This window comes from Streptomyces sp. NPDC049627 (genome assembly GCF_044465645.1).
Lineage (GTDB): Bacteria > Actinomycetota > Actinomycetes > Streptomycetales > Streptomycetaceae > Streptomyces.
The window spans coordinates 346,999-372,873 of sequence record NZ_JBITLW010000011.1 but is presented as its reverse complement, the minus strand read 5'-3'; the positions used below and the strand labels follow the sequence as shown (position 1 = coordinate 372,873).

Sequence of the window (25,875 nt, the reverse complement as noted above, 5' to 3'; positions counted from 1 at the left end):
CGATCGTTGACGCACCCCTGGTGACTGCCTACCGTCGAGAAGGCAGGTCAAGGACGGAGGTCGGCGTGAGCAGCAGCGGCGACGGTATGGCTGGGGGTGCCCCCGGACGCGGTCTCGGGGCGGGCAGTCCGTACCCTCCTCCGAGCTCTCAGCTGCGTTCGGCCGATCACGCTGTGCAGCGACCGACGGCCGTGCCGAGCAGCGGCGGAGGGGCGGCGTCCATGGCATCCGAGCAGATCGGTTATCGCGGTCCGACGGCATGTGCGGCCGCCGGCATCACCTACCGGCAACTCGACTACTGGGCGCGTACCGGCCTTGTCGAGCCGAGCGTGCGGCCTGCGTACGGGTCGGGGACGCAGCGGCTGTACAGCTTCCGGGACGTCGTCGTCCTGAAGATCGTCAAGCGGTTCCTCGACACCGGTGTGTCGCTGCAGAACATTCGCACCGCCGTGCAGCATCTGCGGGAGCGTGGCTTTCGTGATCTGGAGCGCATGACGCTGATGAGCGACGGTGCGACGGTGTACGAGTGCACGTCGCCGGACGAGGTGCACGCGCTCCTCCAGGGTGGGCAGGGGATCTTCGGGATCGCCGTGGGCGTGGTGTGGCGGGACGTCGAGAGTGCGTTGTCGCAGCTGCACGGGGAGCGGATCGACACCGGTGAGACGCTGATCGGGCACAATCCGGCGGACGAGCTGGCGCGGCGGCGCAACCGGGCGGTCTGAGCCGTCTTCGTAGCAGGGCATTGTCAGTGGCGTGAGGCAGCATCGGAGATGTGAGAAACGCGCCCACGATCCTGCATCTCGACATGGATGCCTTCTACGCCTCGGTGGAGCAGGCATCCAAGCCGAGCCTGCGCGGGAAGGCCGTGATCGTGGGCGGGCTCGGACCGCGTGGCGTCGTCGCCACCGCCTCCTACGAGGCCCGGGTCTTCGGGGTCCACTCGGCGATGCCCATGGCTCAGGCGCGCCGGCTGGCGCCCAATGCCGCGTATCTCGTGCCGCGCTTCGGGATCTACCGTGACGTCAGCGAGCAGGTGATGGGGCTGCTGCGGGAGCTGTCGCCCTTGGTGGAGCCGCTGAGCCTGGACGAGGCCTTCGTGGACCTGGAGGCCGGGGGAGCGGCCTGGGACGCGGAGTCGGCGCGGCTGGTGGGGGCGCGGCTGCGCGCCGACATACGGGCGGTCACCGGGCTCGCGGGGTCGGTGGGGCTGGCCGCGTCCAAGATGCTGGCGAAGATCGCCTCGGAGCAGGCCAAGCCGGACGGGCTGGTGCTGATCGAGCCGGGGACCGAGAGGGCGTTGCTCGGGCCGATGTCGGTGCGGACCCTGCCGGGGGTGGGGCCCGCGACGGGGGACCATCTGCGCCGGGCCGGGATCCACACGGTCGAGGAAATCGCCGAGGCGGGTGAGGACGAGCTCGTTCGGCTGCTCGGCAAGGCGCATGGGCACGCCCTGCACGCCATGGCGCTGGCGCAGGACGAGCGGCCTGTGGTGGCCGAGCGGGAAGCCAAGTCGGTGTCGGTCGAGGACACGTATGACGTGGACATTCACGATCGGGTTCGGGTGGGTCTGGAGGTGCAGCGGCTCGCCGATCGGTGTGTGCGGCGGCTGCGGGGGGCGGGGTTGTCAGGGCGGACCATCGTGCTGAAGGTGCGGCGGTACGACTTCTCCACGCTGACGCGTTCCGAGACGCTGCGGGGGCCGACGGATGATCCGGCCGTGGTGCGGGAGGCGGCGGCGCGGCTGCTGGATGCCGTGGACACGACGGGGGGTGTGCGGTTGCTGGGGGTTGGGGTCAGTGGGCTGGCCGACTACACGCAGGAGGATCTGTTCGCGCAGGCGGCGGGGGCCGCGGAGGCGGCGGGGGCGGCGGGGGAGCGGGGCGAGTACGCCGAAGAGGAGGGCGGGCACGAGGAGGCTGCGGAGGAGCGGCGGGATGTGTCTGTCGAGCGGCGGTGGGTTGCGGGGCATGACGTTCGGCACGTCGAGTACGGGCATGGGTGGGTGCAGGGGAGTGGGCTTGGGCGGGTGACTGTGCGGTTCGAGACGCCTGGGTCGGAGCCGGGGCGGGTGCGGACGTTTCGGGTGGACGATCCGGGGTTGGAGGGGGCGGATCCGTTGCCGTTGGTGGCGGGGAGGTCCGAAGGGGCTGTTACTGGGGCTGGTGGGGCTGGGGTTAGTGATGCCGGTGAGGCGGAAGTCGGTCTGACGGAGGCGAAGGGCGGGGGCTTGGGGGAGGCGCCTGCGGTGTCTGGGTAGGGCGCGTGGGTGTGCCGGCGCTGTGGCTCGCCCGGCGTTGGGGAGAGCCCAGGCTGGGTTCGCTCGCCCGCGCTGGCGGGGTGCCGCTGCGCCCACCCGTGCCGCCCCAGCGGCACGACTGCCTGCAGCTACGGGTGCCGCGTGGCTGGTGGCCCGGCGGACTGCAGCTACCGAGGGTGCCGTGTGGCTGGTGGCCTGGCGGGCTGCAGCTACCGAGGGTGCCGTGTGGCTGGTGGCCTGGCGGGCTGTGGCTGCTTGGAGAGGGTGCCGTGTGGCTGGTGGCGGCTGGCTGCAGCTGCGTGGCGTGCGGGATGCCGTGCGTGAGAGACGAGCGGAGGTCTGTTGGGGGCGTCGGTCGGCGGTGGGGTGGACGCAGCTCTGTGGGGTGAAGTCGGTGGGTGTCGGCTTGGTGGAGCTGCGTCGGGTGGGCGGTGTCCCCGATGGGGGTGTGTTGCCGCGCCGGGGAGCGGACGTCGGCTGTGGGGGGTCGTAAGTCGGGGGGCGTTGGCCGTCGTCAGCGGTGGGAGTGTGGGTGCGGGGCCTGGGGGCCCTTGTCGTTCGGGGTCTCCGTGCCGGCCAGTTTGCCGAAGTCCCGGTCGGGGAGTGGAGGGGGAGCGGCCACGTCCAGGCCGTAGTGGTGGTAGAGCTGGAGCTCCTGTTCGGGAGAGAGGTGGCGGCCTACGCCGAAGTCGGGGGCGTCCTTGATCAGGGCGCGGTCGAAGGGGACGTGGAGGCTGCCCTCCACCAGTTCGCTGGGCTCCAGGGGGACGAAGGCGTCCCGGGAGAAGAGGCCGGTGCGTATCGCGGCCCATTCCGGCACTCCGGTCGCGTCGTCGAGGTAGACCTCGTCGATGGTGCCGATCTTGGTGCCGTTGCGGTCGAAGGCCTTGCGGCCGATCAGGTTGCGCGGATCGATGTCGGTCTGCACGGGCCCTCCACTTGGTCGCAACTCGTCCGTAAGCACTACGAAAAGGCACATTCGGATGTGCGGCCACTCGAAAGACCGTGCGTTGACCCCGCTGGTAGTCTTGCTAGCGGCTGCTGACCCCGTGCGGGAGAGTCCTCCGGACACCATCGGAGGCGCCGAAGGAGCAAATCCTCCCCGGAATCTCTCAGGCCCACGTACCGCACGGACGAGGTCACTCTGGAAAGCAGGGCGGGTGTCGACGGCTTCCGCTCTCACCGACGGTGAAAGCCGGTGACCCTCAGGTGACCCGGTGAAGCTCTCAGGTTGAGATGACAGAGGGGGAGGCCGTCCGGGTACCCGCGCCGTGGTGCCCCTCGAAGGTCGCGTCAGACCAGGAGGCCTCCGCAATGACCGCCCATCGCATTCCGCTCTCCGAGCTCGAACAGGGCATCCCTTTCGAGCAGCGTCATATCGGCCCTGATCATGAGGCCCGGGCCAAGATGCTCGCCCAGGTCGGATACGGCTCGCTCGACGAGCTCACCGCCGCCGCGGTGCCGGATGTGATCAAGAACGCCGACTCGCTGGATCTGCCCGGGGCACGTACCGAGGCCGAGGTGCTCGCCGAGCTGCGGGCGCTCGCCGATCGCAATCAGGTGCTGGGCTCGATGATCGGACTCGGGTACTACGGGACCTTCACTCCGCCGGTGATCCTGCGGAATGTCATGGAGAACCCCGCCTGGTACACCGCCTACACGCCGTACCAGCCCGAGATCTCGCAGGGGCGACTCGAGGCGCTGCTGAACTTCCAGACGATGGTGGCCGAGCTCACCGGCCTGCCCACCTCCGGTGCCTCCCTGCTCGACGAGGGGACCGCCGCCGCCGAGGCCATGGCCCTGTCCCGGCGCATGGGGAAGAACAAGAGGGGGCTGTTCCTGGTCGACGCGGATGTGCTGCCGCAGACCATCGCCGTGATCGAGACCCGTGCCGAGCCCACCGGTGTGGAGGTCGTGGTCGCCGACCTCAGCGACGGCATCCCGGCCGAGATCGCCGGACGTGAGATCAACGGCGTGCTCCTCCAGTACCCGGGTGCCTCCGGCGTCGTACGGGACATCAAGCCCGTGATCGAGCAGGCCCATGAGCTCGGTGCCCTCGTCACCGTCGCCGCCGATCTGCTCGCGCTCACGCTGCTGAAGTCGCCCGGGGAGCTCGGCGCGGACATCGCGGTCGGGACGACCCAGCGGTTCGGTGTGCCGATGGGCTTCGGCGGGCCGCACGCCGGCTACATGGCCGTACACGAGAAGTTCGCGCGCAGCCTGCCCGGGCGGCTCGTCGGGGTGTCCGTGGACGCCGACGGGAACAAGGCCTACCGGCTCGCTCTGCAGACGCGTGAGCAGCACATCCGACGCGAGAAGGCGACCAGCAACATCTGCACCGCTCAGGTGCTGCTCGCCGTGATGGCGGGGATGTACGCCGTCTATCACGGGCCCGAGGGGCTGAAGGGCATCGCCCGGCGGACCCACCGGTACGCCACGATCCTGGCCGCGGGGCTCACGGCCGGCGGGGTCGAGGTCGTGCACGGTTCCTATTTCGACACGCTGACCGTGCGCGTGCCCGCGAAGGCCGCCGAGGTCGTCGAAGCGGCCCGGCAGAACGGCGTCAACCTGCGGCTCGTCGACGCCGACCACGTGTCGGTCGCCTGCGACGAGACCACCACGCGGACCCAGCTGGTCGCCGTATGGACGGCCTTCGGGGTCGAGGGGGACGTCGAGGCGCTGGACGACCGGACCGAGGACGCGCTTTCGGACGGGCTGCTGCGCACCGACGAGTACCTCACGCACCCCGTCTTCCACCAGTACCGCTCCGAGACGGCGATGCTGCGCTACCTGCGCAAGCTCGCCGACCGGGACTACGCGCTGGACCGCGGCATGATCCCGCTGGGTTCCTGCACGATGAAGCTCAACGCGACCACCGAGATGGAGCCGGTCACCTGGCCGGAGTTCGGGCAGCTGCACCCCTTCGCGCCGGCCGAGCAGGCGCAGGGCTATCTGACGCTCATCCGCGAGCTGGAGGAACGTCTCGCCGAGGTCACCGGCTACGACAAGGTGTCGCTGCAGCCCAACGCCGGTTCGCAGGGCGAGCTGGCCGGGCTGCTCGCCGTACGCGGGTATCACCGGGCCAACGGTGACGAGCAGCGGACCGTGTGTCTGATTCCGTCGTCGGCGCACGGGACCAACGCCGCCAGCGCCGTGATGGCCGGCATGAAGGTCGTCGTCGTGAAGACCGCCGAGGACGGCGAGGTCGACGTCGAGGACCTGCGGGCGAAGATCGAGCAGTACCGTGACGAGCTGGCGGTGCTGATGATCACGTACCCGTCGACGCACGGTGTGTTCGAGGAGCACGTCGGCGATGTCTGTGCCCAGGTGCACGAGGCCGGGGGCCAGGTGTACATCGACGGGGCCAACCTCAACGCCCTGGTGGGCCTTGCCAAGCCGGGGCACTTCGGCGGTGACGTCTCCCACCTGAATCTGCACAAGACGTTCTGCATTCCGCATGGCGGTGGCGGTCCGGGCGTCGGGCCCGTGGGTGTGCGCGCACACCTGGCGCCGTACCTGCCCAACCACCCGCTGCAGCCCGCCGCCGGGCCGGAGACGGGCGTCGGGCCGATCTCGGCCGCCCCCTGGGGTTCCGCCGGGATCCTGCCGATCTCGTGGGCGTACGTCCGGCTCATGGGCGGCGAGGGGCTCAAGCGGGCCACGCAGGTGGCGGTGCTGTCCGCCAACTACGTCGCCAAGCGGCTGGAGCCGCACTACCCGGTGCTGTACACCGGGCCGGGTGGGCTCGTCGCGCACGAGTGCATCATCGACCTGCGGCCGCTGACCAAGGCGACCGGGGTGAGCGTCGACGACGTGGCCAAGCGGCTCATCGACTACGGGTTCCACGCGCCGACGATGTCGTTCCCGGTGGCCGGGACGCTGATGATCGAACCGACCGAGTCCGAGGACCTGGCCGAACTCGACCGGTTCTGCGACGCGATGATCGCCATTCGTGCCGAGATCGAGAAGGTCGGGTCGGGCGAGTGGCCCGCCGACGACAACCCGCTGCGGAACGCTCCGCACACCGCCGGCGCGCTGGGCGGGGAATGGGAGCACGCGTACAGCCGTGAGGAGGCCGTGTTCCCGGCCGGGGTGTCGACCGCCGACAAGTACTGGCCGCCGGTGCGCCGGATCGACCAGGCCTTCGGCGACCGCAACCTCGTGTGCTCCTGCCCGCCGCTGGATGCGTACGAGGACTGAGGGCTGAGGACTGACGACTGACCCCTCACGTGCGCGGGTTGGCCCGCCGACGTGAGTGATGGGAAAGGGCTTCGCCGCGGCCGTGTCGGCCCGGGGGAGCCCTTTCCTGTTCCCTGCGCCCGTGGGTGCCTGCACGCCCCGTGCGTCACGCCGTGGTCAGTGCCACCTCCGTCGCCTTGACCAGGGCGACCACGGGGGCTCCGGGGGACAGGGCGAGGTCGGCGGTGGCGTCCTTGGTGATGGCCGCGGTCAGGGCGCCGCCCTCCACGGCGATCTTGACGGACGCCATGGCGGCGCCCGTGGCGAGGCCCGTGACGGTGCCGGGGATCTGGTTGCGGATGGACAGGCCGTCGACCGGGGCGGTGGCCAGGGCGATCTCCGTCGCTTTGACCAGGGCGGTCACGGCTGTGCCCGTGGTCAGCCCGAGGTCCTCGACGGCCTCCAGCGTGATCGCGGCGGTGAGATCCTGGCCGCCGGCGAGGCGGACTTTGACCGTGGCCATGACCTCGCCCGGCGTGATGGCGGTGACCGTGCCGGGGAGCTGGTTGCGGATGCTCAGGCTCATGGGGGCGCCTCGCAGACGGTGGGGAGTTTGTGGGGGTTCGGTTCTTGATCCCTACCGTAGTGCGCCGGGTTGTCCGCTCACGTGCGGTCGATGTGGACGTTCGTCGACTTCACGCGGGCGGTGGCCTCCATGCCCACCTCCAGGCCCAGGTCCTCGACCGCCTCGCGGGTGAGCAGGGAGACCAGCCGGTGCGGGCCGGCCTGAATCTCCACCTGAGCCGCCACGTCGCCGAGTTTGATCGCGGTGACGATGCCGGGGAAGGCGTTGCGGACCGAGGTGTACGAGGTCTCCTCCTCGCCGGTGCCGGACTTGGCGAGTTCGACCGAGAACGCGGCGAGGTCCTTGCCGTCGATGAGGCGCCGTCCGGTCTCGTCGCGGTGGGTCGCCACGCGGCCCGCGTCCGCCCAGCGGCGGGCGGTGTCGGGGCTGACGCCCAGCAGCCGCGCCGCCTGGCCGATCGTGTAGGAGTGCATGCCGGTCACGATAGGGGCACCGACGGGGAGCTGCGGGCGGGGGTGCTGCCACATCCCGCACGCCGCGCCCCGTTCAGAAGATCCCCGACGCCCTGAGCACCGCCTGCGTCGTCACGTCGTCGACCTGGTGCCCCAGCTGCTCCAGTACGTCCCTTCCCTCCAGCAGCGTCCCGTGTGCGCGTGAGCGGCGTACCCCGGTGTCCAGTTCGTGCCACAGCAGCGGGTTGGCGACCAGGGTCCGTGGGTCCAGCTCCAGGCGGTGGCCGTCCGTGTCCCGCAGGATCAGGTGAGCGGAGATGTCGCCGTGCTGCCGCACGCTCACCAGCGCGTCCGTACGCACGCACTGCCGTCGTACGAGCCCTTGGACCTCCAGCCATCCGGGGCCCGCGGTCACGCGCTGAGGGAGCAGGATCGTGAAGATCATGGCGGTCACGACGAGCCACAGCAGGGCCCGGGGCGGGGTCAGCGTCTCCGCGTCCAGGTCGACCAGCAGGGTCAGGCCGAGGAAGGCCGCGGAGCAGCCCGTGGCCAACCGGGCGCTGCCACGCCAGTGGCGGTCGTCGGTCGGGGCGGCACGCGGTCTGCTTCCTGCCACAGTGCCGACGGTAGGGCGCCCCGCCGCCGAAGTGACCGCCGCTGACGCCGCTCTGACGCCTTACGGTTCATCCTTGACGCGATCCTGATGCCCGAGAGGGTGTCAGCCGGTGTGCACGCGGGGCCTGCGCGCGCGGTCCGGTTCCGCTTCGCGCAGCACCTCCCGGGTGACCGGGGCGACCTCGCCCTGGCCGAAGAGGAAGAAGCGCAGGAAGTTGGCGAAGGGGTTGCCCTCGGTCCACTCGAAGTAGATGTGCGGGATGCAGCCGGTGGTGTCGCGGACGTGCAGGAGGAGGGCCGCCAGGGCGTTGGGGACGGAGGAGGACTCCAGGGTCAGGACGCGGTAGCGGTTGTGCATGACCTCGCCGCTTACCTGCAGTCCCGCCTCGAACTCGGAGGGGTCGGTGACCGTGACCTCGAGGAAGACGAAGTCCTCCTGCTCGGTCAGGTCGTTGTCGTTGCGGATCTGCTCGATCTTGTCGCGGTATTCGGCCTTGTCCCGCCGGTCGGGCTCGTTGGCGATGAACCGGATCTTGCGGCTGGCGATGTCCCGGACGAACCGTTGCGCCATGTCGTCCATGGTCACGTCGGTCACGCGCAGTTCGAAGGCGCGCAGCAGCCTCGAAAGCAAGGAGATGAGAATGATGCCGGCGATGAAGCAGGCGCCGATCTTCACGCCGTCCGGGCGCTCGATGACGTTCACCACGGTGACGTAGAGCAGAACCGCCGAGACGATCCCGAAGACGATCGTCCAGCGGCGCTCCTGGGCGCGGCGGGCCGCGATGGTCACCGCGATCGCCGCGGACGACATCAGCACCAGCACGCCGGTGGCGTACGCGCCGCCCTGGGCGTCGACGTCCGCGTCGAAGATCCAGGTGACCAGGAAGGCGACCAGGGTGAAGACGATGACCATCGGGCGCACGGCACGCGCCCAGTGCGGGGCCATGCCGTAGCGGGGCAGGTAGCGCGGCATGAGGTTGAGCAGGCCGGCCATGGCCGAGGCGCCGGCGAACCACAGGATGGCGATGGTGGAGATGTCGTAGACCGTGCCGAAGCCGTTGCCCAGGTACTCGTGCGCGAGGTAGGCGAGCGCGCGGCCGTTGGCCTGGCCGCCGTCCTCGAACTCCTTCTCCGGGATGAGCACCGTGGTGATGAAGCTCGTGGTGATCAGGAACACGCTCATGATCAGCGCGGCCGCGGTCAGCAGCTTCTTGGTGTCCCGGATGCGGCCCCTCGGCTGCTCCTCGGTGTCGTCCGGGTCGCCCTGGACGTGGGGCATCACGGCCACGCCGGTCTCGAAGCCGGACAGACCGAGGGCCAGTTTCGGGAAGACGATCAGGGAGACGCCGACCATGGCAAGAACGTTTCCGTGCTCGGCGGTCAGAGCGTTGGACCAGTCGGTGACCACATGGCCCTCGGTCAGCACGTGCCAGAAGCCGACGGCCACGACCACCGCGTTGAGGCCCAAGTAGGCCACGACGAGGGCCACCGCCACGCCGATCGCCTCCAGGAAGCCCTTGAGGAACACCGCGCCCAGCAGCGCGACCAGGATGAGCGTGATCAGCATCTGCTTGCCGTGCAGGACGCTGGTCAGGTGCGGGTTCTCCACGAGGTGGGTGGAGGCGTCGGCGGCCGAAAGGGTGATGGTGATCAGGAAGTCGGTGGCGGCGAAGCCGAGCAGGGTCAGGACGAACAACTTGCCCTTCCAGAAGGACAGCAGCCGCTCCAGCATCGCGATCGAGCCCTCGCCGTGCGGGCTCTCCTGGGCCACGCGCCGGTACACCGGCAGGGCGCCTGCCAGGGTGACGATCACCAGGATGACGGTCGCCACCGGGGAGAGCAGGCCGGCTGCGAGCGCCGCGATGCCCGGCTGGTAGCCCAGGGTGGAGAAGTAGTCGACGCCGGTGAGGCACATGACCCGGTACCAGGGCTGGCCCTTGTGCGGCGGTTCGGGTTCGGCGTGCGGGCCCTGGGCGCCGTGACCCTTGCCCATGTCCGACAAGCCCTCCAGCATCCAGGTGCGCAGGCGGCTGGGCGCCGGGTGTTCGGTCGTGGCCATCGACGTGCTCCTGATGTGCGGGACGGCATGCGATTCCGGCCATCACGCGGACGGCGGCACCAGCGTAAGCGGAGAGTGACGCGTGGGCCCATGGATCAGGGGGTCGGCGGCGTCAAGCTTCCGTTAAGACTGGCCGGGGCGCGTGACCGCCCTGGGGCGGTGAACACGCAGCGTCACGGCGGCTCCTCGGTGAGCATCTCCAGCGGCGTACGCGCCGCTCTGCCGGACTCCGCCTCGGCATGCCGTCAACGTCCGGCCCCTCGCCGTCAGCATGCCGTCAACGTCCGGCCCCTCGCCGTCAGCATGCCGTCAGCGTCCGGCCCCTCGCCGTCAGTATCGCGTCATGCGCCGTCCGCATCCCGGGCGCCGGGCATAGCGTCGGTGGCGAGCCCCGGTCCGCCTCCCCGCGTCCGGGGCGCCGATCCACCTCGCCCGATCCACCTCGGATCCTCCCGGAGGCATCCCATGGCAGACCTCTTGTCCGGTGACGACCCGGAGCCCTCTGATCGATTCCCGGCCGGCCCGCTGTTCGTTCCGGTCCGGCCGGGGCCGTCGGGATATGTCACCCGCCTCTTCCGCACCCCACTCGGCGACCGTACGGCCGTCGGCTTCACCTCCGAGCAGCAACTGGTCGCCACACTCGGCCCCGAGCAGCCGTGGATCCGGCTTGCCCACCCCGCGCTGTGTGCGCTGACGGCACCGCTCGGTGTCGCGGCCCTCACACTGGATCCGCAGTTCGCGGCACCGGCACCCGCGCCGGTCGAGCCCGTCTCCTCGGTTCCCGCGCTGCGGATCGGCTGAGGGGGGGCACCGCGCCATGACCACTCTGCACCGCCCCACGGTCACCGCCACCGCCGACGCCCTGTCCGTATGGCCCGCCTCCACGGCCGAGCCCCGGCCGGGCGCGGTCTCCGTCGGCGGCGTCCCCCTGGCCGAGGTCGCCGATCGCTTCGGCACCCCCGTGTACGTCCTGGACGAGGCAGAGGTGCGCGAGCGCTGCCGCACCTACCGGCACGCCTTCCCCGACGCCGAAGTCCTGTACGCGGCCAAGGCGTTCCTGTGCCGGGCGATGGCCCACTGGGTGGACGAGGAGGGCCTGGGCCTCGACGTCTGCTCGGCCGGTGAGCTGGAGCTCGCGGTCACCACCGGATTCCCGCCGGACAGGATCGTGTTGCACGGCAACGCCAAGTCCCCGCGCGATCTGCAGACCGCGCTGCGCCTCGGCGTCGGCCGTATCGTCATCGACAGCCCGTCGGAGACGGCGCGGCTGGCCGCGGCGCTCGGCCCCGACGGTCACCAGAAGGTGATGGTCCGCGTGGTGCCCGGCATCAGCGCCGGCGGGCACGAGAAGATCCGCACCGGCACGGAGGACCAGCAGTTCGGCCTGTCCATCCCGGACGGCTACGCCCAGTACGCCATCGCCCGGATACTGGACCAGCCGCAGCTCCAACTGACCGGGCTGCACTGCCACTTGGGCTCGCAGATCACCAGCGTCAAGCCGTACCTGGCCGCCGTACGGCGCATGGTCGGCCTGATGGCCCGGCTGCACGAGCAGTACGGTCTGGTCCTGCCCGAACTCGACCTCGGTGGCGGCCACGGCATCGCCTACCGCCCGGGCGAACCCGCCCTGGACCTCACGACGTCGGCCCGCAAGGTGCGTGCGGAGCTGGTCGAGGCGTGCGGGGCGGCGGGGCTCGCCGTGCCCCGCCTCGTGATCGAACCCGGGCGAGCCATCGCGGGCCCGGCCGGCATCGCGGTCTACCACGTCCTCGCCGTCAAGCGCAGCGGTGCGCACACGTACGTCGCCGTGGACGGCGGCATGAGCGACAACCCCCGGCCCGCCCTGTACGGCGTCCGGTACGCACCACAGCTGGTCGGCCGGCACAGCCTTGCCGACCCGGCCCCGGTGACCGTGGTGGGCCGCCACTGCGAGGCGGGCGACGTCGTCGCGGCCGACGTCGAACTCCCGGAGGACATCCGCCCCGGAGATCTGCTCGCCGTTCCGGTCGCCGGCGCCTACCACCTGTCCATGGCCTCCGGCTACAACCTGGTCGGGCGCCCGGCGGTGGTCGCCGTGAGCGACGGCCGGGCCCGTCTCCTGATCCGCCGGGAGTCACTGGAGGACATTCGCAGCCGGGACGTCGGCCTGTAGGCGGGGTGGGACGGGGCGGAGTGGTGCGGGCGGGGCGCTCGGCAACCGCGTACGACTCCGCTCCGTAATGTTCGCCAATTGAGCCGAATGTTTCGATCACTCTTTGCACGGACGAGGGGTCGAGGTCGGGTGGGCGTGAGGCGCCGTCGTCGACCTGACGACTCATGGTCGCCCGCTTCCCGGCCCTCCGGGGCGCCCGCGGGGGCCCGTTGGCTACAGATTTACCACGTACAAGGGGTTGCCACCGTTCATTGGCTGTCTCTAGGGTGCGGCAACAACGCAGCTTTCTGGATCAATTCCGAAAGTTTCGGTCCAGTGGACGGCCACATGCGCCGTCCCGTACCCAAGGAGCGCATGATGGGCGACCCGGGACTGTCCCGCCGCGGCTTCCTCGCGGCCTCCGCCGCGACCGGTCTGGGCATGACGGCACTGAGCGGTTGCGGCGGCGACGCGGACGGAGGGTCGTCGGACGGGACGACCACCATCGAGTGGTGGAACATTTCCACGACCGAACCGGCGAAGACCGTCTGGGCGGCGCTGGCCAAGAAGTTCGAGGCCCAGAACCCCAAGGTGAAGATAAAGATCGTCCAGTTGGAGAACGAGGCCTACAAGTCGAAGATGACGGCGCTGACCGCCTCCGGGAAGCTGCCCGACATCTTCCACACCTGGGGCGGCGGCGTCCTGAAGCAGCAGGTCGACGCCGGGCTCGTCGAGGACCTCACGGACCGTACGAAAGATTTCGCCGACGGCCTGCTGCCGGTCGCGAAGGAGCCGTACATCCTCGACGAGAAGGTGTACGGCATCCCGTTCGACACCGGCATGATCGGCTTCTGGTACAACAAGGCGCTCTTCAAGGACGCGGGGATCAGCGAGCCGCCCACCACCTGGGACGGCTTCCTCGACGCCGTACGCAAGCTGAAGGGCAAGGGCGTCACCCCGCTCGCCCTCGCGGGCAAGGAGAAGTGGCCGGGGATGTTCTACTGGGCCTATCTCTCGATGCGCACCGCAGGCGCCTCCGCCCTCCAGAAGGCCTACGACGACAAGGACTTCACCGGCGACCCCTTCATCCAGGCCGGACAGCACCTCCAGGAACTCGTCGACCTCCAGCCCTTCCAGAAGGGCTTCCTCGGCGCCGCCTACAACAGCCCCACGGGCCAGGCGGCCACGGTCGGCAACGGCAAGGCGGCCATGGAGCTCATGGGCCAGTGGGCGCCCGTTGTGCAGGCGGACGCCGGCAAGGGCCTCGGTGACGACCTCGGCTTCTTCCCGTTCCCCGCGGTCGAGGGCGGCAAGGGCGCAATCACCGAGGTGTTCGGCGGGGGCGGCGGGCACGCCCTGCGCACCGGAGCACCTCAGGCCGCCGTCGACTTCCTGAAGTTCTTCGCCTCGGAGGCCACCGACCGGGAACTGGTCGCGAAGACCAGTGCCATCCCGGTCGTCCCAGCGGCAGAGAGCGCCATGAAGGACCCCAACATCAAGGCCGTACAAGCCCAGTTGAAGGCCGCCACCGGCTTCCAGCTCTATCTCGACCAGGCCTACGCACCCGCCGTCGGCCAGGAGGTCAACGACAGCGTGGCCGCGCTCATCGCCGGGTCCAAGTCCCCCGAGCAGGTCGCCCAGTCGATCACCAAGGTCGCGAAGGAAGAGCAGTAACCGGCGATGACCTCCACGTTCCTGCCGGACAAGCGGACCGCGTCCGACCGCGCCCCCTCATCCCCGGCCCGCGGAGCCGGCCCAGGGCGGGCCCGGCGGCGTGCGCTGAACTGGCTGACCGCGCTCGGCTTCCAGGTCCCCGCACTCGCGCTGTTCGGCGTACTGGTCCTGCTCCCGATCCTGTTCGCGCTGTACGCCGCGTTCTTCCGCTGGGGCGGCTTCGGCATGCCCTCCGACTACATCGGCGCCGACAATTTCACCCGGCTGTTCAAGGACCCGGTCTTCCTGGGCGACCTGTGGCGCTGTCTGGTCCTGGTCGTGCTGTCGCTCGCCCTCCAGCTGCCGTTCGCGCTCGCCATGGCCGTGCTCCTCAACCAGAAGCTGCGAGGGCGGGCCTTCTACCGGATGCTGTTCTTCGGCCCGTACGTCCTGTCCGAGGCGATCACCGGCGTCCTGTTCAGCATGATCTTCGCCCCCGACGACGGGCTCGCCGACCACGTCCTGGGCTCCGTCGGCCTGGACGGACTGGGCGGGGAGTGGTTCGCCGACCCCTCCATGGTCATGGCCACTCTGTTCCTCGTCATGACGTGGAAGTACTTCGGCTTCCACATGATGCTGTACCTCGCCGGACTCCAGTCGATCCCCAGGGAGTTGACCGAGGCGGCGCTGATCGACGGCGCGAACGCCTGGCAACGGTTCCGCAGCGTCACCCTGCCGCTGCTCGCGCCCACACTGCGGATCAGCGTGTTCCTGTCCGTGATCGGGGCGATCCAGCTGTTCGACCTGGTCTGGGTGACCACCGCGGGCGGCCCCGACCACCACTCCGAGACCATGGCCGTGACCATGTTCCAGTACGGCTTCAAGCGCTACCAGGTCGGCTATGCCAGCGCCGTCAGCGTGGTCATGTTCGGCATCAGCCTCGTCTTCGCGCTCGCCTACCAGCGGTTCGTGCTCCGCCGCGACCTCCAAGGGGCCACCACGACGATGAGGGGAGACGGCGCGTGAAGGCCAAGTCCGGCGGGAAGAACCTGCCCCTGCACGTGATCCTCGTGGTGGTCGGCGCCGTGATGGCCGTACCGCTGCTGTACGCCGTCCTCTCCGGGTTCAAGACGACGGACGAACTCTCCCGCAACCCGGTCGGGCTGCCCGACTCCTGGGTCGTCTCCAACTACACCGGCATCCTGGGCTCGGGCGGCTTCTGGCGGATGATCGGCAGCAGCACCCTGATCGCCGTGGCGACGACCGTGATCGTGGTGGCGGTCTCCGCGCTCTCCGCGTTCTCCTTCGCCCGGTTCGCCTTCCGCGGCCGGGAGGCGCTGTTCACGCTGTTCACGATGGGGTTGATGTTCCCCTTCGCGGTAGCGGCGCTGCCGCTGTTCCTCCTGCTGCGCTCCATGGATCTGCTGGACAACCCGCTCGGCGTGATCCTGCCGCAGGCCGCCTTCGGGCTGCCGATGACGATCATCATCCTGCGCGCCTTCTTCCGGGAGATCCCGGGCGAGTTGGAGGAGGCGGCCACGCTCGACGGGTGCAGCTCCTTCGGGTTCTTCTGGCGGGTGCTGCTGCCGATGGCGCGGCCCGCGCTCGGTACCGTCTCGGTCCTCGCCGTCGTCGCCAGCTGGAACAACTTCTTCCTGCCGCTGCTGGTGTTCACCGAGGACACCTGGTGGACCATCCCCATCGGCGTCCAGCAGTTCCAGGGCCAGTACTCCGCGGACTACGCCCGCGTCTTCGCCTACCTCGTCCTGGCCATGGTCCCCGCCCTCGCCTTCTACTCGGTCGCCGAGCGCCAGCTCGTCGGCGGCCTCACCGCCGGCGCCAGCAAGGGCTGACGCGCACAGGCGGACGTACGGCTCGACACACCACCGAATCGTGAGGAGTCGCACCATGCTCACTACGGCCATCCGTTCCCGCACCCGCCTCAGACTCGCCGGTGCCCTCGCCGCCGTGCTGGTCGCGGCCGGCGTCGCCACCGGCCCGGCGGCACAGGCGGACGAGCGGCACGGCAAGGAGCCCACCCTCGCCGACCTCGCCCAGCGTCACGGCCGCTACTACGGCAGCGCCACCGACAACCCCGAACTCACCGACGAGCCCTACAAGGCGGTCCTCGGCAGCGAGTTCGACATGATCACCCCCGGCAACGGCATGAAGTGGTACGCCACCGAACCCGAGCAGGGCGTCTTCGACTTCACCCAGGGCGACGAGATCGTGAACCTCGCCCGCGCCCACCACCAGCGCGTCCGCGGCCACACCCTGGTCTGGCACAGCCAGCTGCCCGACTGGCTCACCGCCCGCGAGTGGACGGCGGCCGAGCTGAGGGCCGTACTGAAGAAGCACATCCAGACCGAGGTACGGCACTACCGCGGCAAGATCTACGCCTGGGACGTCGTCAACGAGGCGTTCAACGAGGACGGCACCTACCGCGAGACGATCTTCTACAAGACGCTCGGCCCGGGATACATCGCCGACGCCCTGCGTTGGGCCCACCAGGCCGACCCCAAGGCCCGGCTCTACCTCAACGACTACAACGTCGAGGCGATCGGCCCGAAGAGCGACGCCTACTACAAGCTGGCCAAGGAGCTGAAGGCCCAGGGCGTGCCGCTGCACGGCTTCGGCCTCCAGGCCCACCTGGCGCTCCAGTACGGCTATCCGGCCACGCTGGAGGACAACCTCCGCCGCTTCGCCCGGCTCGGCCTCGACACGGCCCTCACCGAGGTCGACGTACGCATGCTGCTGCCCGCGACCGAGGAGAAGCTCGCCCAGCAGGCCGACTGGTACCGGGACATGACCGAGGCGTGCCTGGCGGTGCGCCGCTGTGTGGGCATCACCATCTGGGACTACACGGACAAGTACTCGTGGATCCCGGCGTTCTTCCCGGGCGAGGGCGCCGCGCTGCCGTGGGACGAGGAACTGCGGCCGAAGCCGGCGTACTACGCGATACGGGAGGCGCTGCTACGCTGAGTGATCGTCTCCGGACGCACGTCGGGGCCGGCTCGCAGTCAGGGTCTGCGACCGGCCCCTGGAAGAACTCCGGGCGTGGCGTCGTCCCGCCCGGTGGTGCCTCTCCGGCGTGATCCGCCGGCAGGCGTTATGCGGCGGTCACCACTTTGCCGGTGCCCAGCGGGCGGTGCGGGGCGATGATCTGGCCGTCCGGCAGGAGCTCACCGGTGTCCTCGAAGAGCAGAACACCGTTGCACAGCAGGCTCCATCCCTGCTCCGGGTGGTGCGCCACGAGACGGGCGGATTCCCGGTCGGCGGAGTCGGCTGAGGGGCACGGTGGCTGGTGCTGGCACATGGATGGGATCTTTCGCTCTGTCGTGATGTGTGAGATGGCTGTCGTGTCTGTTTCGCGGCGTGAAACGTCGTTCATGGCCGCCCCCCGTTGATAGTCGGTCGGAACCCAGTGTTGCCCCACGGGCGTCAATCCGCAGGGATTTCGCAGCACCGCTTTCTCACAGGTTGATGACGCATCCCGCACGCGGACGGTTCATCCCAACCGCACGGTCACTTCGGGTGGTTCGCCGTGGTCGGATGGGGCTAGTCCGGGCGGACCCGGGGGCCCTGGAAGGCTCGTTCGAGCGCATTGTCGCTCGCGCGAGCGATATTCCTCGCGGTCGCGCCTTTTCGCGCTCAGGCGAGTGCTTTCCTGCTCGTACGAGTAATGCGTGCCGCGTGCTTTACGGCTCGTACGGGTGTGTTTCCTGTTGTCCGATACGAGCCTAATCCCGCCGCCGAACACACGCGTACCCCACGGCCCGGAAAAGGGCGGCGGGGTACGCGGGTGCTCGCGCCGGGCGCTGTCAGGCGGGTGAGCCGAGCAGCGGAGGCAGGGGCGGCAGCGGGGGCAGCGGAGCCGGGGTCGCCCGATGGGTGAGGACCGGGAGGAGCTCGGCGACCCGGTGCGGCAGATGGGACGCGATGCCGGGCGGAGCCGGGGCCAGGGGGACGAGGAGGTCGGCGGTGTCGGGGTGGCCGGTGGCGCCGTCCGCGGTGCAGTCGCCGTGCAGCCAGAGCGTGAGCATGTAGAGGCCGGGGAACGACAGCAGCCGCGGCTGGTAGGGCTGCTGGAGCAGCTCCGCCTGGCGCAGTGCGCGTTCCGTGGAGGCGATGTAGGGGCCCTCGAAGAAGTGCGAGAAGGCCCAGCCGTCGGGGGTCAGCCGGGTCTCGGCGGCCGCCACCGCGCGGTCGGCGCAGCGGATCAGGAAGCGCCAGCCGGCCAGCCGGGTCGCGGCCACGCCGGCCGGGGTGATCTCGTCCACCACATGGACGGGCAGCGGGAGTTCGGGGGTGGCGGGGCCCTGGGCGGCACGCAGGGAGGGAGTTCGGGCCTCGCGGACCGCGGTGGGCGAGCCGAGCGCGGTGAGGACGGAGCGAAGGGCGGGCGCGGGAGCCGGGGGAACATGCAGCGGCATGGTGGGTCGCCTCTCATTCGACAGGCACGGTGGCGCGAGGGCGGGGCGGGGGCGGACGGCGCTGTCTGCTCACGAAGGTCAGAGAGGCGAGGGCCGGGGTCAGGGAGCGCGAGGGGGTGGGTGAGGCCTGCCGTACGTCACCTGGACGGCAGGTCCCGGGACCGCGGGCGCCAACTCTCTGCCTTGATTGCGGAGTTTATACGACGAGTGTTCAGACGATGTTTCGTCTAACCGTTTCCGGTGCACTCGGCAAGGACGGATTCGGCCGCTGATATGCGGGAATCCTCCCGATTCCCGGCCGCTCATGCGGCGGTGACCTCGATAAATGCCCCGCTTGCGGTCGGCCAATTCTCATCGGCGTTTTTCACGAGTTCGTGAGCCGCGCGAAACTGCACCGTGCTGCATGCCCGGTGAATGTGCCGCCGGTCACGTCCGACAGCCTAGCGGGCGCCGGAGCGGCGCGGGACGTTATCGATCGCTTCGGCTGGGCATCATCCCAACCGACCGGGGAGACCGGCGGCCCGGTCCAGGGCCTGACCCGCCGGGCGGGCCCTGGGGCCCGCCCATCCGAGGAGGGACGCTTCGATGGGGGAGAAGGTCGTGGCAGGTCGGTTCGATCTGTCCGATCGCCAGCGCTACCGCGAGAAGCTGCGGCAGTGTCTGACGGGCCTGGAGCGGCTGCTGGCGGAGAAGCGGTTCGATCGCCCCAAGAACCTCATGGGTCTGGAGATCGAATTGAACATCGCCGGCGCCGACGGCTTGCCGAGAATGCTGAATGCCCAGGTGCTGGAGCGCATCGCGAGTCGGGATTTCCAAACAGAACTCGCCATGTTCAATCTGGAAGTGAACATAGCCCCACATCGATTGCAGGGGCGGGTATTCGACCGGCTCGCCGAGGAACTCCGCACCTCCCTGGCATATGCCGACCGAAAAGCGGGTGAGCTCGACGCGGGAATCGTGATGATCGGCATTCTGCCGACCCTCGACCGGGACGACCTGGTCTCGTCGAACCTCTCCGACGTCGACCGCTACGCCCTGCTCAACGATCAGATCGTGGCCGCCCGCGGCGAGGACTTCACGCTCGACATCGACGGCGTCGAACACCTGACGTGCACGTCGAAGTCCATCGTCCCCGAGGCCGCCTGCACCTCCGTGCAGTTGCACCTCCAGGTGACTCCGGCCCGCTTCGCCGATGTGTGGAACGCGGCGCAGGCCGTCGCCGCCGCCCAGGTCGCCGTGGGGGCCAACTCGCCGTTTCTCTTCGGGCGGGAACTGTGGCGCGAGTCCCGCCCGCCCCTGTTCCAGCAGTCCACCGACACCCGCCCGCCCGAACTCCAGGCCCAGGGCGTACGGCCGCGCACCTGGTTCGGGGAGCGCTGGGTCTCCTCGGCGTACGACCTCTTCGAGGAGAACCTGCGCTATTTCCCGGCCCTGCTGCCGATCTGCGACGACGAGGAACCGCTCGAGGTCATCGACGCCGGCGGCACACCGAAGCTCGCCGAGCTCGTCCTGCACAACGGCACCGTGTACCGCTGGAACCGCCCGGTCTACGGCATCGCCGACGGCGTCCCGCACCTGCGGGTGGAGAACCGCGTGCTGCCCGCCGGGCCCACCATCACGGACGTGATCGCCAACGCGGCCTTCTACTACGGCGTCGTCCGCGCCCTCGCCGAGGAGTCGCGGCCCGTGTGGACGCGGATGCCCTTCGACGTGGCGGCCGCCAACTTCGACGCGGCGTGCAAGCACGGCATCGACGCACGGCTGCGCTGGCCCCGGCGGGGGCGGTACGGCGGCACGACCGAGGTCGACGCGGTCAGCCTCGTACGCGACGAACTGCTGCCGCTCGCCGAGGCGGGCCTGGAGGCGTGGGGGGTCGAGCCGGCCGACCGGGACCTGTACCTGGGCGTCATCGAGGAGCGGTGCCGACGGCGCACGAACGGGGCGTCCTGGCAGGCGGCCACCTTCCACCGGGCACTGGAGGCGGGCATGACCCGGGAGGCGGCGCTGGCGGCCACGACCCGGCGGTACCGCGAGCTGATGCATCGCGGGGAACCGGTGCATACGTGGCCGGTGGGGTTATTGGAGCCGGCGCTGCTGGGATGACGGCGGGAGGGTGACGCCGGGAACCTCGGACAGGGGTTCCCGGCATTCCTGCTCTGCTGGTGACCCCGCCTCTGTGGGCGCATCGACGGGGGGCGCTGCCGCCCGGCCCATACTGATCGGGCAAGCTGTGAGGCGGGATCACTCAACTGGAGGCAGGTGTGCAGGGCGAGGCAGGCCCCGTGGCCGATTCATTTCCGCACGAGCGGCCCTCGCGACGGATCTTCCGTGATGAGACGCTGCTCGTTCTGGGGCTCTCGCTCGGTGCGAGCGGCGTGTCCGCCCTGATCAGTTTTGTCGGTTCCGTCACCAAGCCGGGCGGTCTCAAGGACCAGGCCGCGACCCTCAACGCCTCGGCCGCGCCGGGACGCCCCTGGCTGGACCTCGCCTGGCAGCTCTTCGGGATCGCCACCGCACTGGTGCCCGTCGCGCTCGTCGCGCACTTCCTGCTGCGGGAGGGCGCGAGTCTGCGCACGCTCGGTTTCGACCGCACCCGGCCCTGGCCCGACCTCGGCCGTGGCGCGGCGATCGCGGCCGTGATCGGCAGCACCGGAATCGCCTTCTACCTCGCCGCCCGCGGGCTCGGCTTCAACCTCACCGTCGTGCCGGAGGCGCTGCCCGAGGTGTGGTGGAAGTACCCGGTGCTGATCCTGTCGGCCCTGCAGAACGCGATCCTCGAAGAGGTCATCGTCGTCGGCTATCTGCTGCGCCGCCTGGGCCAGTTGGGCTGGACGCCCGGCACCGCGCTGGTGGCCAGCTCCGTACTGCGCGGTTCGTACCACCTCTACCAGGGCATCGGCGGGTTCATCGGCAACATGGCGATGGGCGTGGTGTTCGTGTACCTCTACCGGCGCTGGGGCCGCGTGGGCCCGCTGGTCGTCGCGCATTCGCTGCTCGACATAGGGGCGTTCGTGGGGTACGCGCTGCTGGCCGGGAAGGTGGGCTGGCTGCCGACGGCGTGAGCGGGCCGAGCGCGTGAGCCTGATCGAGGGGGCGTACGACGGTCTCGTACGCCCCCTTCGGCATCTCCTCGGCAGGCGGCCGGACCGGGCCTAGGCGATCAACTCGCCGTCGATCACGGTCACCGCGCGGCCGCTCAGCAGGGTGCGGTCGCCGCGGAGTTCCGTACGGACGCGGCCGGAGCGGGGGGAGGCCTGCAGGCCGGTGAGGTCGGTCCTGCCGAGGCGCTCGGACCAGAACGGGGCGAGGGCGGTGTGGGCACTGCCGGTGACCGGGTCCTCGTCGATGCCGACGTTCGGGAAGAAGCACCGGGAGACGAAGTCGTAGCCCAGTGCCGGGTTCTCGGCGCGGGCGGTGGCGATGATGCCGCGCGCGGAGTAGGCGGCGAGTGCCTTGTGGTCGGGCCTGAGGGCATGGACCGTCTTCTCGTCGGCGAGTTCGAGGATCAGGTCGCCGACCTTCGGGCCGGTGTCGAAGGCCGCGCGCGGCTCGGCGCCGAGGGCCTCCGCGACCCCGTCCGGGATGTCGACCGGGCTGAGCGGAGCCGTCGGGAAGTCCAGGGTGACCGAGCCGTCCTCGTGGGGCGTGGCGATGAGGACGCCGCTGCGGGTCGCGAACCGCACCGGGCCCTCGTGCGCGCCCGTGGAGTGCAGGACGTGGGCGGTGGCGAGCGTGGCGTGGCCGCACATCGCGACCTCGGTGGCCGGGGTGAACCAGCGCAGCGCCCAGTCGGCCTCGCCGCCCTCGGGCAGGCGGTGGGCGAAGGCCGTCTCGGCGTGGTTGACCTCCAGGGCCACGTTCTGCAGCCAGTTGTCGTCGGGGAAGGCGTCCAGGAGCACGACCCCGGCCGGGTTCCCGGCGAAGGGGCGGTCGGTGAAGGCGTCGACGATTCGGATACGCATGGCCCGACGCTAGAGGTTCCGCCGGGGCTCCGGCCAAGGCCAATTCGGCGCTGCTGGACCGAATTCGGCGGGCGGGAGCGGCGGGTACGGCGAGGGCGGCGGGTACGGCGAGGGCGATCCCTCGTCACCCTGCGCCGACGGCGTGGTTGATCGCGGCGGCGGCGGCAGCAGCAGCGGCGGCGGCGACGTCGTCGTCGGCTGGGTGGGTGGGGCGGTACGAGTCCTGCGTCCCGGCCGCCCGTCCGCCACTCCGGAGCTTGGGGCCGACGGCCTCGGGGACGACCCAGCCCTGGACGAGCCGGTCGAGACCGGTGCGGCGGACCTTCGCCTCCTGCCGGGAGGTGCGGCCGTGGTGACGATCACGCAGGTCCAGCCGGCGGCTCGCGCCCGGCCCAGCGCCCGGCGCGAGGCGTGTGTGCGGGGAGGAAGGCGGCGACGGCGCCACGGAACGCCGTGTCGCACACCCCGCCGCCCGGAACCAGGCCCTTGTCACGCGAACTATTCCGATATATCGTTGAGGCATCGCGACAGATCAACGATGGAATGGAGTGATTGCGATGCGTTCCCATGGATTCGAGCGTGGACACGGTGGGCACGGTCACCACGGCCGAGGCGGCTTCGAGGGACTTCGGGGCGCTTTCGGGCCCTTCGGTCCGGGCGGCCCCGGCTTCGGCGGGCCCGGCTTCGGACCCGGGCCCTGGGGGCCCAGGGGGCGGGGCGGGCCGAGGGGGAGGGCGCGGCGCGGTGACGTACGCGCGTCGATCCTCGCCCTGCTGAAGGACCGGCCCATGCACGGCTACGAGATGATCCAGGAGATCGCCGAGCGCAGCGGCGGGGCGTGGAAGCCCAGCCCCGGCTCGGTGTACCCGACCCTCCAGCTGCTGGAGGACGAGGGCCTGATCGCCAGCGAGACCGAGGGCGGCAAGAAGCTGTTCTCGCTCACCGAGTCGGGCCGCGAGGCGGCCGACGCCGGGCCCGAGGCGCCCTGGGAGGAAGCATCCCGGGGTGTCGACTGGGAGGCCCTGGGTGAGATCCGCCAGGCCGGCTTCGGTCTGATGGAGGCCTTCGGGCAGGTCTGGAAGACGGGCAGCAAGGAGCAGCGCGAGAAGGCGCTCGCCGTCATCAACGACGCCCGCAAGAAGCTGTATCTGATCCTCGCCGACGAGGACTGAGCGGCGTCGGCGGCCTCCCTGCCGTGAAGGAAGGTGCCCCGCGGAGTGTTCCGCGGGGCACCTTCGTGTGCGCGATGAGGATGTCGGTGCGCGGTGAGGGTGCCGGGGTGCGGTGATGACGTGCGGTGTGCGGTGATGAGGTGCCGGTGTGCGGTGATGAGGTGCCGGTGTCCGCCGAGGGCGCTCAGGTCACCAGCCCGGCCAGCTTGCGCAGCGACTCGTCGAGGGCCGCCGTCGCCGAGTCCTTGAGCCTGCCGGCCATCAACGACACCGCCGCGCCCGTGAACTCCCCGTCGATGCGCACGCCCGTCGCGTCGTTGCCGTCCGGCGTGAGGCTGTAGCGCGTGGCCACGCTCACCGCCATCGGACCCTTGCCGCGAATGGCCAGCACCCGCGCCGGCTCCAGTTCCTCGATGGTCCACTCGACCTCGGCCGGAAACCCCATGAGCTTCATGTTCTCCTGGAAGGTCCCGCCCACTTCGAGGGCTGCGGGGCCGCCGTTCGGGAAGCTGGTGTGGGTGGCGTTCCACTGGCCGTACGCCGACCAGTCCGTCAGCTGCGCCCAGACCTTCTCGGCCGGTGCCTCGATGCGTGCCTCCGCGCTGACTTCGGCCATGCGACCACCCCTTCGACTCGGGCTACGGTGTCGCGGAACGTAGCCGGGTGGCCTGGAACATTCAATACTGATGAGCCGTCAGAAAGTGTGGAGGTGCCGGGTCGGTCGGCCCGCTCGTGCCACCGGCCTCTCCCTCCCGCTCAGCCCACCAGTCGTATCACCGCCGCGTCGAACAGATCCCACGCGCGCGGGAGCGCGCTCTCCTCGTGGCAGTGCCACGCCTCCCAGAACAGGTCGGCGAGCAGGGCGTCCTCCGGGGCGTAGACCCGGTAGACGTACTGTCTGCCGTCGACGGCCGGCAGCGCCACCAGCCAGCACCTGCTCTCCATGTTCCTGTGGGACGTGCGACGGGGCGCCGTGGTTGCGTACGAGGCGCAGGGCAAGGCGGCGCGCGCCCCTCCGGGGCTTTCGGCGTGATCTCATCCGTAAGGAGGAGATTCCGGCCGCCCGAGTCCACTCTGTGTGGGACGCCAAAATGCTTCCTCCCGGGGATGACCTGGCGCGACGTGGCTGATGGGGTGGGGATGTGCAACCCCGTATTCCCCGGCAGTCCGCCCAGGAACAGGACTGCCGGCGCCCGGACGTCGCGGTGGACGATGCCAGGCTCAGTGACGAGCTGGCAGCGGTGATCGCGGGTGCCCGCCGCCGGGCGGTCAGGGACGGGGACCGGCAGATCGACACGGCTCATCTGCTGCACTCGCTCCTGGAGCATGACCCGGACGTGTACGCCGTCTTCGGCGAGGGTCCGGGGATCGCCCGCCTGCTCGGCTACCTCGTGCAACGCACCATCGGCTACGGCCTGCGCTGGCAGGGCACCGTCGAGGACTCCGGAGCCGTACCCGTGGTGATGGGCGGCGAGGGCTTCTCCCCGCTGGCCGCGAGCGCGATGGAGCACGCCCGCCGACGCGCGGCCCGGCGAGGCGAGGCACAGGCCCGTGGCCTCGATCTCCTCGCGGCGATCGTGACGGACCCGCAGGCGCGCGCCGTCGAGGTGCTGACCCGCGCCGGCATCGACGCGAACGCGCTGCGCGCTCGGATCGACGACCGGCGCGACGAGTACATCAGCGGTGACGCCGCCCGTTAGCCGTCGAACCGGTGCGCGGGCCGTGCTCCACGTCGTGGCCGGAGTGGTGTGTGGGATGTGTTCGACGTCGTGGCCGGAGTGGTGTGCGGGATGTGTTCCACGTCGTGGCCGAATCGGCGTGCGAGACGGTCCCCGGAGCTGCGGCTGAGTCGGTGCGCGAGGGGTTCCTGGCGCTGTGGCTGAATCGGTGTGTCCGGCCTTTCCCGCGCCATCGCCGAATCCTCGTGTGACTCGTGCCCGGCGCTTGGCCGGATCGGTGCGACAGTCGTTCCCCGCACCACGGCCGCATCCGCGTGCGAGCCGCGTTCCACGTCATGGCCGAACCGGCGTGTCAGCCGCTCCGCGCCATTGCTGATCCGGCGCGGGAGTCTGTCCTGCGCCATTGCTGATCCGGCGCGGGAGTCTGTCCTGCGCCATTGCTGATCCGGCGCGGGAGTCTGTCCTGCGCCATTGCCGATCCGGCGCGGGAGTCTGTCCTGCGCCATTGCCGAGCCGGCACGCGAGCCTGCCCCACGCCATTGCCGAGCCGGCACGCGAGCCTGCCCCACGCCATTGCCGAGCCGGCACGCGAGCCTGCCCCACGCCATCCCCGATCCCGCACGCGAGCCTGCCCCACGCCATCCCCGATCCCGCACGCGAGCCTGCCCCACGCCATCCCCGCCCCCCACCCGAGCCG

24 protein-coding genes and 1 riboswitch are annotated in these 25,875 nt (G+C 70.3%); of the genes, 13 read left to right on the top strand and 11 right to left on the bottom strand.

Annotated elements, in window-relative coordinates:
- The first annotated feature begins 65 nt into the window (after positions 1-65).
- A complete protein-coding gene (locus ACIBU0_RS29950; RefSeq protein WP_398824585.1) occupies positions 66-722 on the top strand; it encodes a MerR family transcriptional regulator in 657 nt (218 codons plus the stop codon).
- Positions 723-772: 50 nt separating this feature from the next.
- On the top strand, positions 773-2,257 hold the full coding sequence (locus ACIBU0_RS29945) for a DNA polymerase IV (RefSeq protein WP_398824584.1): 1,485 nt from the start codon (positions 773-775) through the stop codon (positions 2,255-2,257).
- Positions 2,258-2,771: 514 nt separating this feature from the next.
- Here the strand turns inward: ACIBU0_RS29945 and ACIBU0_RS29940 are convergent.
- The gene (locus ACIBU0_RS29940; RefSeq protein ID WP_398824583.1) at positions 2,772-3,185 is read right to left on the bottom strand and encodes a PRC-barrel domain-containing protein; all 414 of its coding nucleotides are present in this window, start codon (positions 3,183-3,185) and stop codon (positions 2,772-2,774) included.
- A gap of 114 nt (positions 3,186-3,299) precedes the next feature.
- Positions 3,300-3,395: riboswitch (glycine riboswitch) on the top strand.
- 176 nt (positions 3,396-3,571) lie between these two features.
- Between ACIBU0_RS29940 and gcvP the strand changes: the two genes are divergently transcribed.
- Positions 3,572-6,457 carry an aminomethyl-transferring glycine dehydrogenase gene (gene gcvP, locus ACIBU0_RS29935; protein ID WP_398824582.1) on the top strand — a complete coding sequence of 962 codons (2,886 nt, stop codon included), beginning with the start codon at positions 3,572-3,574 and terminating at the stop codon, positions 6,455-6,457.
- 145 nt (positions 6,458-6,602) lie between these two features.
- On the opposite strand, the gene ACIBU0_RS29930 is transcribed toward gcvP, so the two are convergent.
- From ACIBU0_RS29930 to ACIBU0_RS29915, 4 genes are all read right to left on the bottom strand, one after another.
- Positions 6,603-7,022, bottom strand: coding sequence for a molybdopterin-binding protein (locus tag ACIBU0_RS29930; RefSeq protein WP_398824580.1), 420 nt, complete (start codon positions 7,020-7,022; stop codon positions 6,603-6,605).
- 77 nt (positions 7,023-7,099) lie between these two features.
- Positions 7,100-7,495 carry a molybdopterin-binding protein gene (locus tag ACIBU0_RS29925; RefSeq protein WP_398824578.1) on the bottom strand — a complete coding sequence of 132 codons (396 nt, stop codon included), beginning with the start codon at positions 7,493-7,495 and terminating at the stop codon, positions 7,100-7,102.
- A 73-nt stretch (positions 7,496-7,568) separates the two neighbouring features.
- The gene (locus ACIBU0_RS29920) at positions 7,569-8,090 is read right to left on the bottom strand and encodes a hypothetical protein (RefSeq protein ID WP_398824576.1); all 522 of its coding nucleotides are present in this window, start codon (positions 8,088-8,090) and stop codon (positions 7,569-7,571) included.
- 102 nt (positions 8,091-8,192) lie between these two features.
- Entirely contained in the window at positions 8,193-10,148 is a 1,956-nt protein-coding gene (locus ACIBU0_RS29915) for an APC family permease (protein ID WP_398824574.1), read from the bottom strand.
- A gap of 465 nt (positions 10,149-10,613) precedes the next feature.
- On the opposite strand from ACIBU0_RS29915, the gene ACIBU0_RS29910 reads away from it, so the two are divergent.
- The 6 genes from ACIBU0_RS29910 to ACIBU0_RS29885 all read left to right on the top strand — a co-directional run bounded on the left by ACIBU0_RS29910 (position 10,614) and on the right by ACIBU0_RS29885 (position 16,914).
- The gene (locus tag ACIBU0_RS29910) at positions 10,614-10,949 is read left to right on the top strand and encodes an SAV_915 family protein (protein WP_398824572.1); all 336 of its coding nucleotides are present in this window, start codon (positions 10,614-10,616) and stop codon (positions 10,947-10,949) included.
- A 16-nt stretch (positions 10,950-10,965) separates the two neighbouring features.
- Positions 10,966-12,300, top strand: a complete 1,335-nt coding sequence (lysA, locus tag ACIBU0_RS29905) for a diaminopimelate decarboxylase (protein ID WP_398824570.1) — start codon at positions 10,966-10,968, stop codon at positions 12,298-12,300.
- A 357-nt stretch (positions 12,301-12,657) separates the two neighbouring features.
- Positions 12,658-13,953, top strand: a complete 1,296-nt coding sequence (locus ACIBU0_RS29900; protein ID WP_398824624.1) for an extracellular solute-binding protein — start codon at positions 12,658-12,660, stop codon at positions 13,951-13,953.
- A 6-nt stretch (positions 13,954-13,959) separates the two neighbouring features.
- On the top strand, positions 13,960-14,958 hold the full coding sequence (locus ACIBU0_RS29895) for a carbohydrate ABC transporter permease (protein ID WP_398824568.1): 999 nt from the start codon (positions 13,960-13,962) through the stop codon (positions 14,956-14,958).
- A 62-nt stretch (positions 14,959-15,020) separates the two neighbouring features.
- On the top strand, positions 15,021-15,785 hold the full coding sequence (locus ACIBU0_RS29890; RefSeq protein WP_398824622.1) for a carbohydrate ABC transporter permease: 765 nt from the start codon (positions 15,021-15,023) through the stop codon (positions 15,783-15,785).
- Between the two features lie 55 nt (positions 15,786-15,840).
- Positions 15,841-16,914: an endo-1,4-beta-xylanase gene (locus tag ACIBU0_RS29885; protein ID WP_398824566.1), complete on the top strand. Its 1,074-nt coding sequence runs from the start codon at positions 15,841-15,843 to the stop codon at positions 16,912-16,914.
- A gap of 127 nt (positions 16,915-17,041) precedes the next feature.
- Here ACIBU0_RS29885 and ACIBU0_RS29880 read toward each other — a convergent pair whose 3' ends face one another.
- Together ACIBU0_RS29880 and ACIBU0_RS29875 are read right to left on the bottom strand one after the other, a co-directional pair.
- The gene (locus tag ACIBU0_RS29880) at positions 17,042-17,248 is read right to left on the bottom strand and encodes a DUF5999 family protein (protein ID WP_398824564.1); all 207 of its coding nucleotides are present in this window, start codon (positions 17,246-17,248) and stop codon (positions 17,042-17,044) included.
- Between the two features lie 505 nt (positions 17,249-17,753).
- Positions 17,754-18,365: a hypothetical protein gene (locus ACIBU0_RS29875; protein WP_398824562.1), complete on the bottom strand. Its 612-nt coding sequence runs from the start codon at positions 18,363-18,365 to the stop codon at positions 17,754-17,756.
- Positions 18,366-18,950: 585 nt separating this feature from the next.
- Between ACIBU0_RS29875 and ACIBU0_RS29870 the strand changes: the two genes are divergently transcribed.
- Positions 18,951-20,468: a glutamate--cysteine ligase gene (locus tag ACIBU0_RS29870; protein ID WP_398824560.1), complete on the top strand. Its 1,518-nt coding sequence runs from the start codon at positions 18,951-18,953 to the stop codon at positions 20,466-20,468.
- Between the two features lie 158 nt (positions 20,469-20,626).
- The gene (locus ACIBU0_RS29865; RefSeq protein WP_398824558.1) at positions 20,627-21,427 is read left to right on the top strand and encodes a CPBP family intramembrane glutamic endopeptidase; all 801 of its coding nucleotides are present in this window, start codon (positions 20,627-20,629) and stop codon (positions 21,425-21,427) included.
- 90 nt (positions 21,428-21,517) lie between these two features.
- Here the strand turns inward: ACIBU0_RS29865 and ACIBU0_RS29860 are convergent, their stop codons facing one another.
- Both ACIBU0_RS29860 and ACIBU0_RS29855 read right to left on the bottom strand, forming a co-directional pair.
- A complete protein-coding gene (locus ACIBU0_RS29860; protein ID WP_398824556.1) occupies positions 21,518-22,327 on the bottom strand; it encodes a PhzF family phenazine biosynthesis protein in 810 nt (269 codons plus the stop codon).
- Between the two features lie 124 nt (positions 22,328-22,451).
- Positions 22,452-22,772, bottom strand: coding sequence for a hypothetical protein (locus tag ACIBU0_RS29855; RefSeq protein ID WP_398824554.1), 321 nt, complete (start codon positions 22,770-22,772; stop codon positions 22,452-22,454).
- Between the two features lie 112 nt (positions 22,773-22,884).
- Here ACIBU0_RS29855 and ACIBU0_RS29850 point away from each other — a divergent pair, with 112 nt between their 5' ends.
- Positions 22,885-23,499 (top strand): PadR family transcriptional regulator, encoded by a 615-nt coding sequence (locus ACIBU0_RS29850; protein WP_398824552.1) that lies wholly within the window; start codon positions 22,885-22,887, stop codon positions 23,497-23,499.
- Between the two features lie 184 nt (positions 23,500-23,683).
- On the opposite strand, the gene ACIBU0_RS29845 is transcribed toward ACIBU0_RS29850, so the two are convergent.
- Both ACIBU0_RS29845 and ACIBU0_RS29840 read right to left on the bottom strand, forming a co-directional pair.
- Positions 23,684-24,115 (bottom strand): SRPBCC family protein, encoded by a 432-nt coding sequence (locus ACIBU0_RS29845; RefSeq protein WP_398824549.1) that lies wholly within the window; start codon positions 24,113-24,115, stop codon positions 23,684-23,686.
- A gap of 140 nt (positions 24,116-24,255) precedes the next feature.
- On the bottom strand, positions 24,256-24,444 hold the full coding sequence (locus tag ACIBU0_RS29840) for a hypothetical protein (protein WP_398824626.1): 189 nt from the start codon (positions 24,442-24,444) through the stop codon (positions 24,256-24,258).
- Between the two features lie 197 nt (positions 24,445-24,641).
- Here ACIBU0_RS29840 and ACIBU0_RS29835 point away from each other — a divergent pair, with 197 nt between their 5' ends.
- The gene (locus tag ACIBU0_RS29835; RefSeq protein ID WP_398824547.1) at positions 24,642-25,199 is read left to right on the top strand and encodes a Clp protease N-terminal domain-containing protein; all 558 of its coding nucleotides are present in this window, start codon (positions 24,642-24,644) and stop codon (positions 25,197-25,199) included.
- The last annotated feature ends 676 nt before the right edge of the window (positions 25,200-25,875 follow it).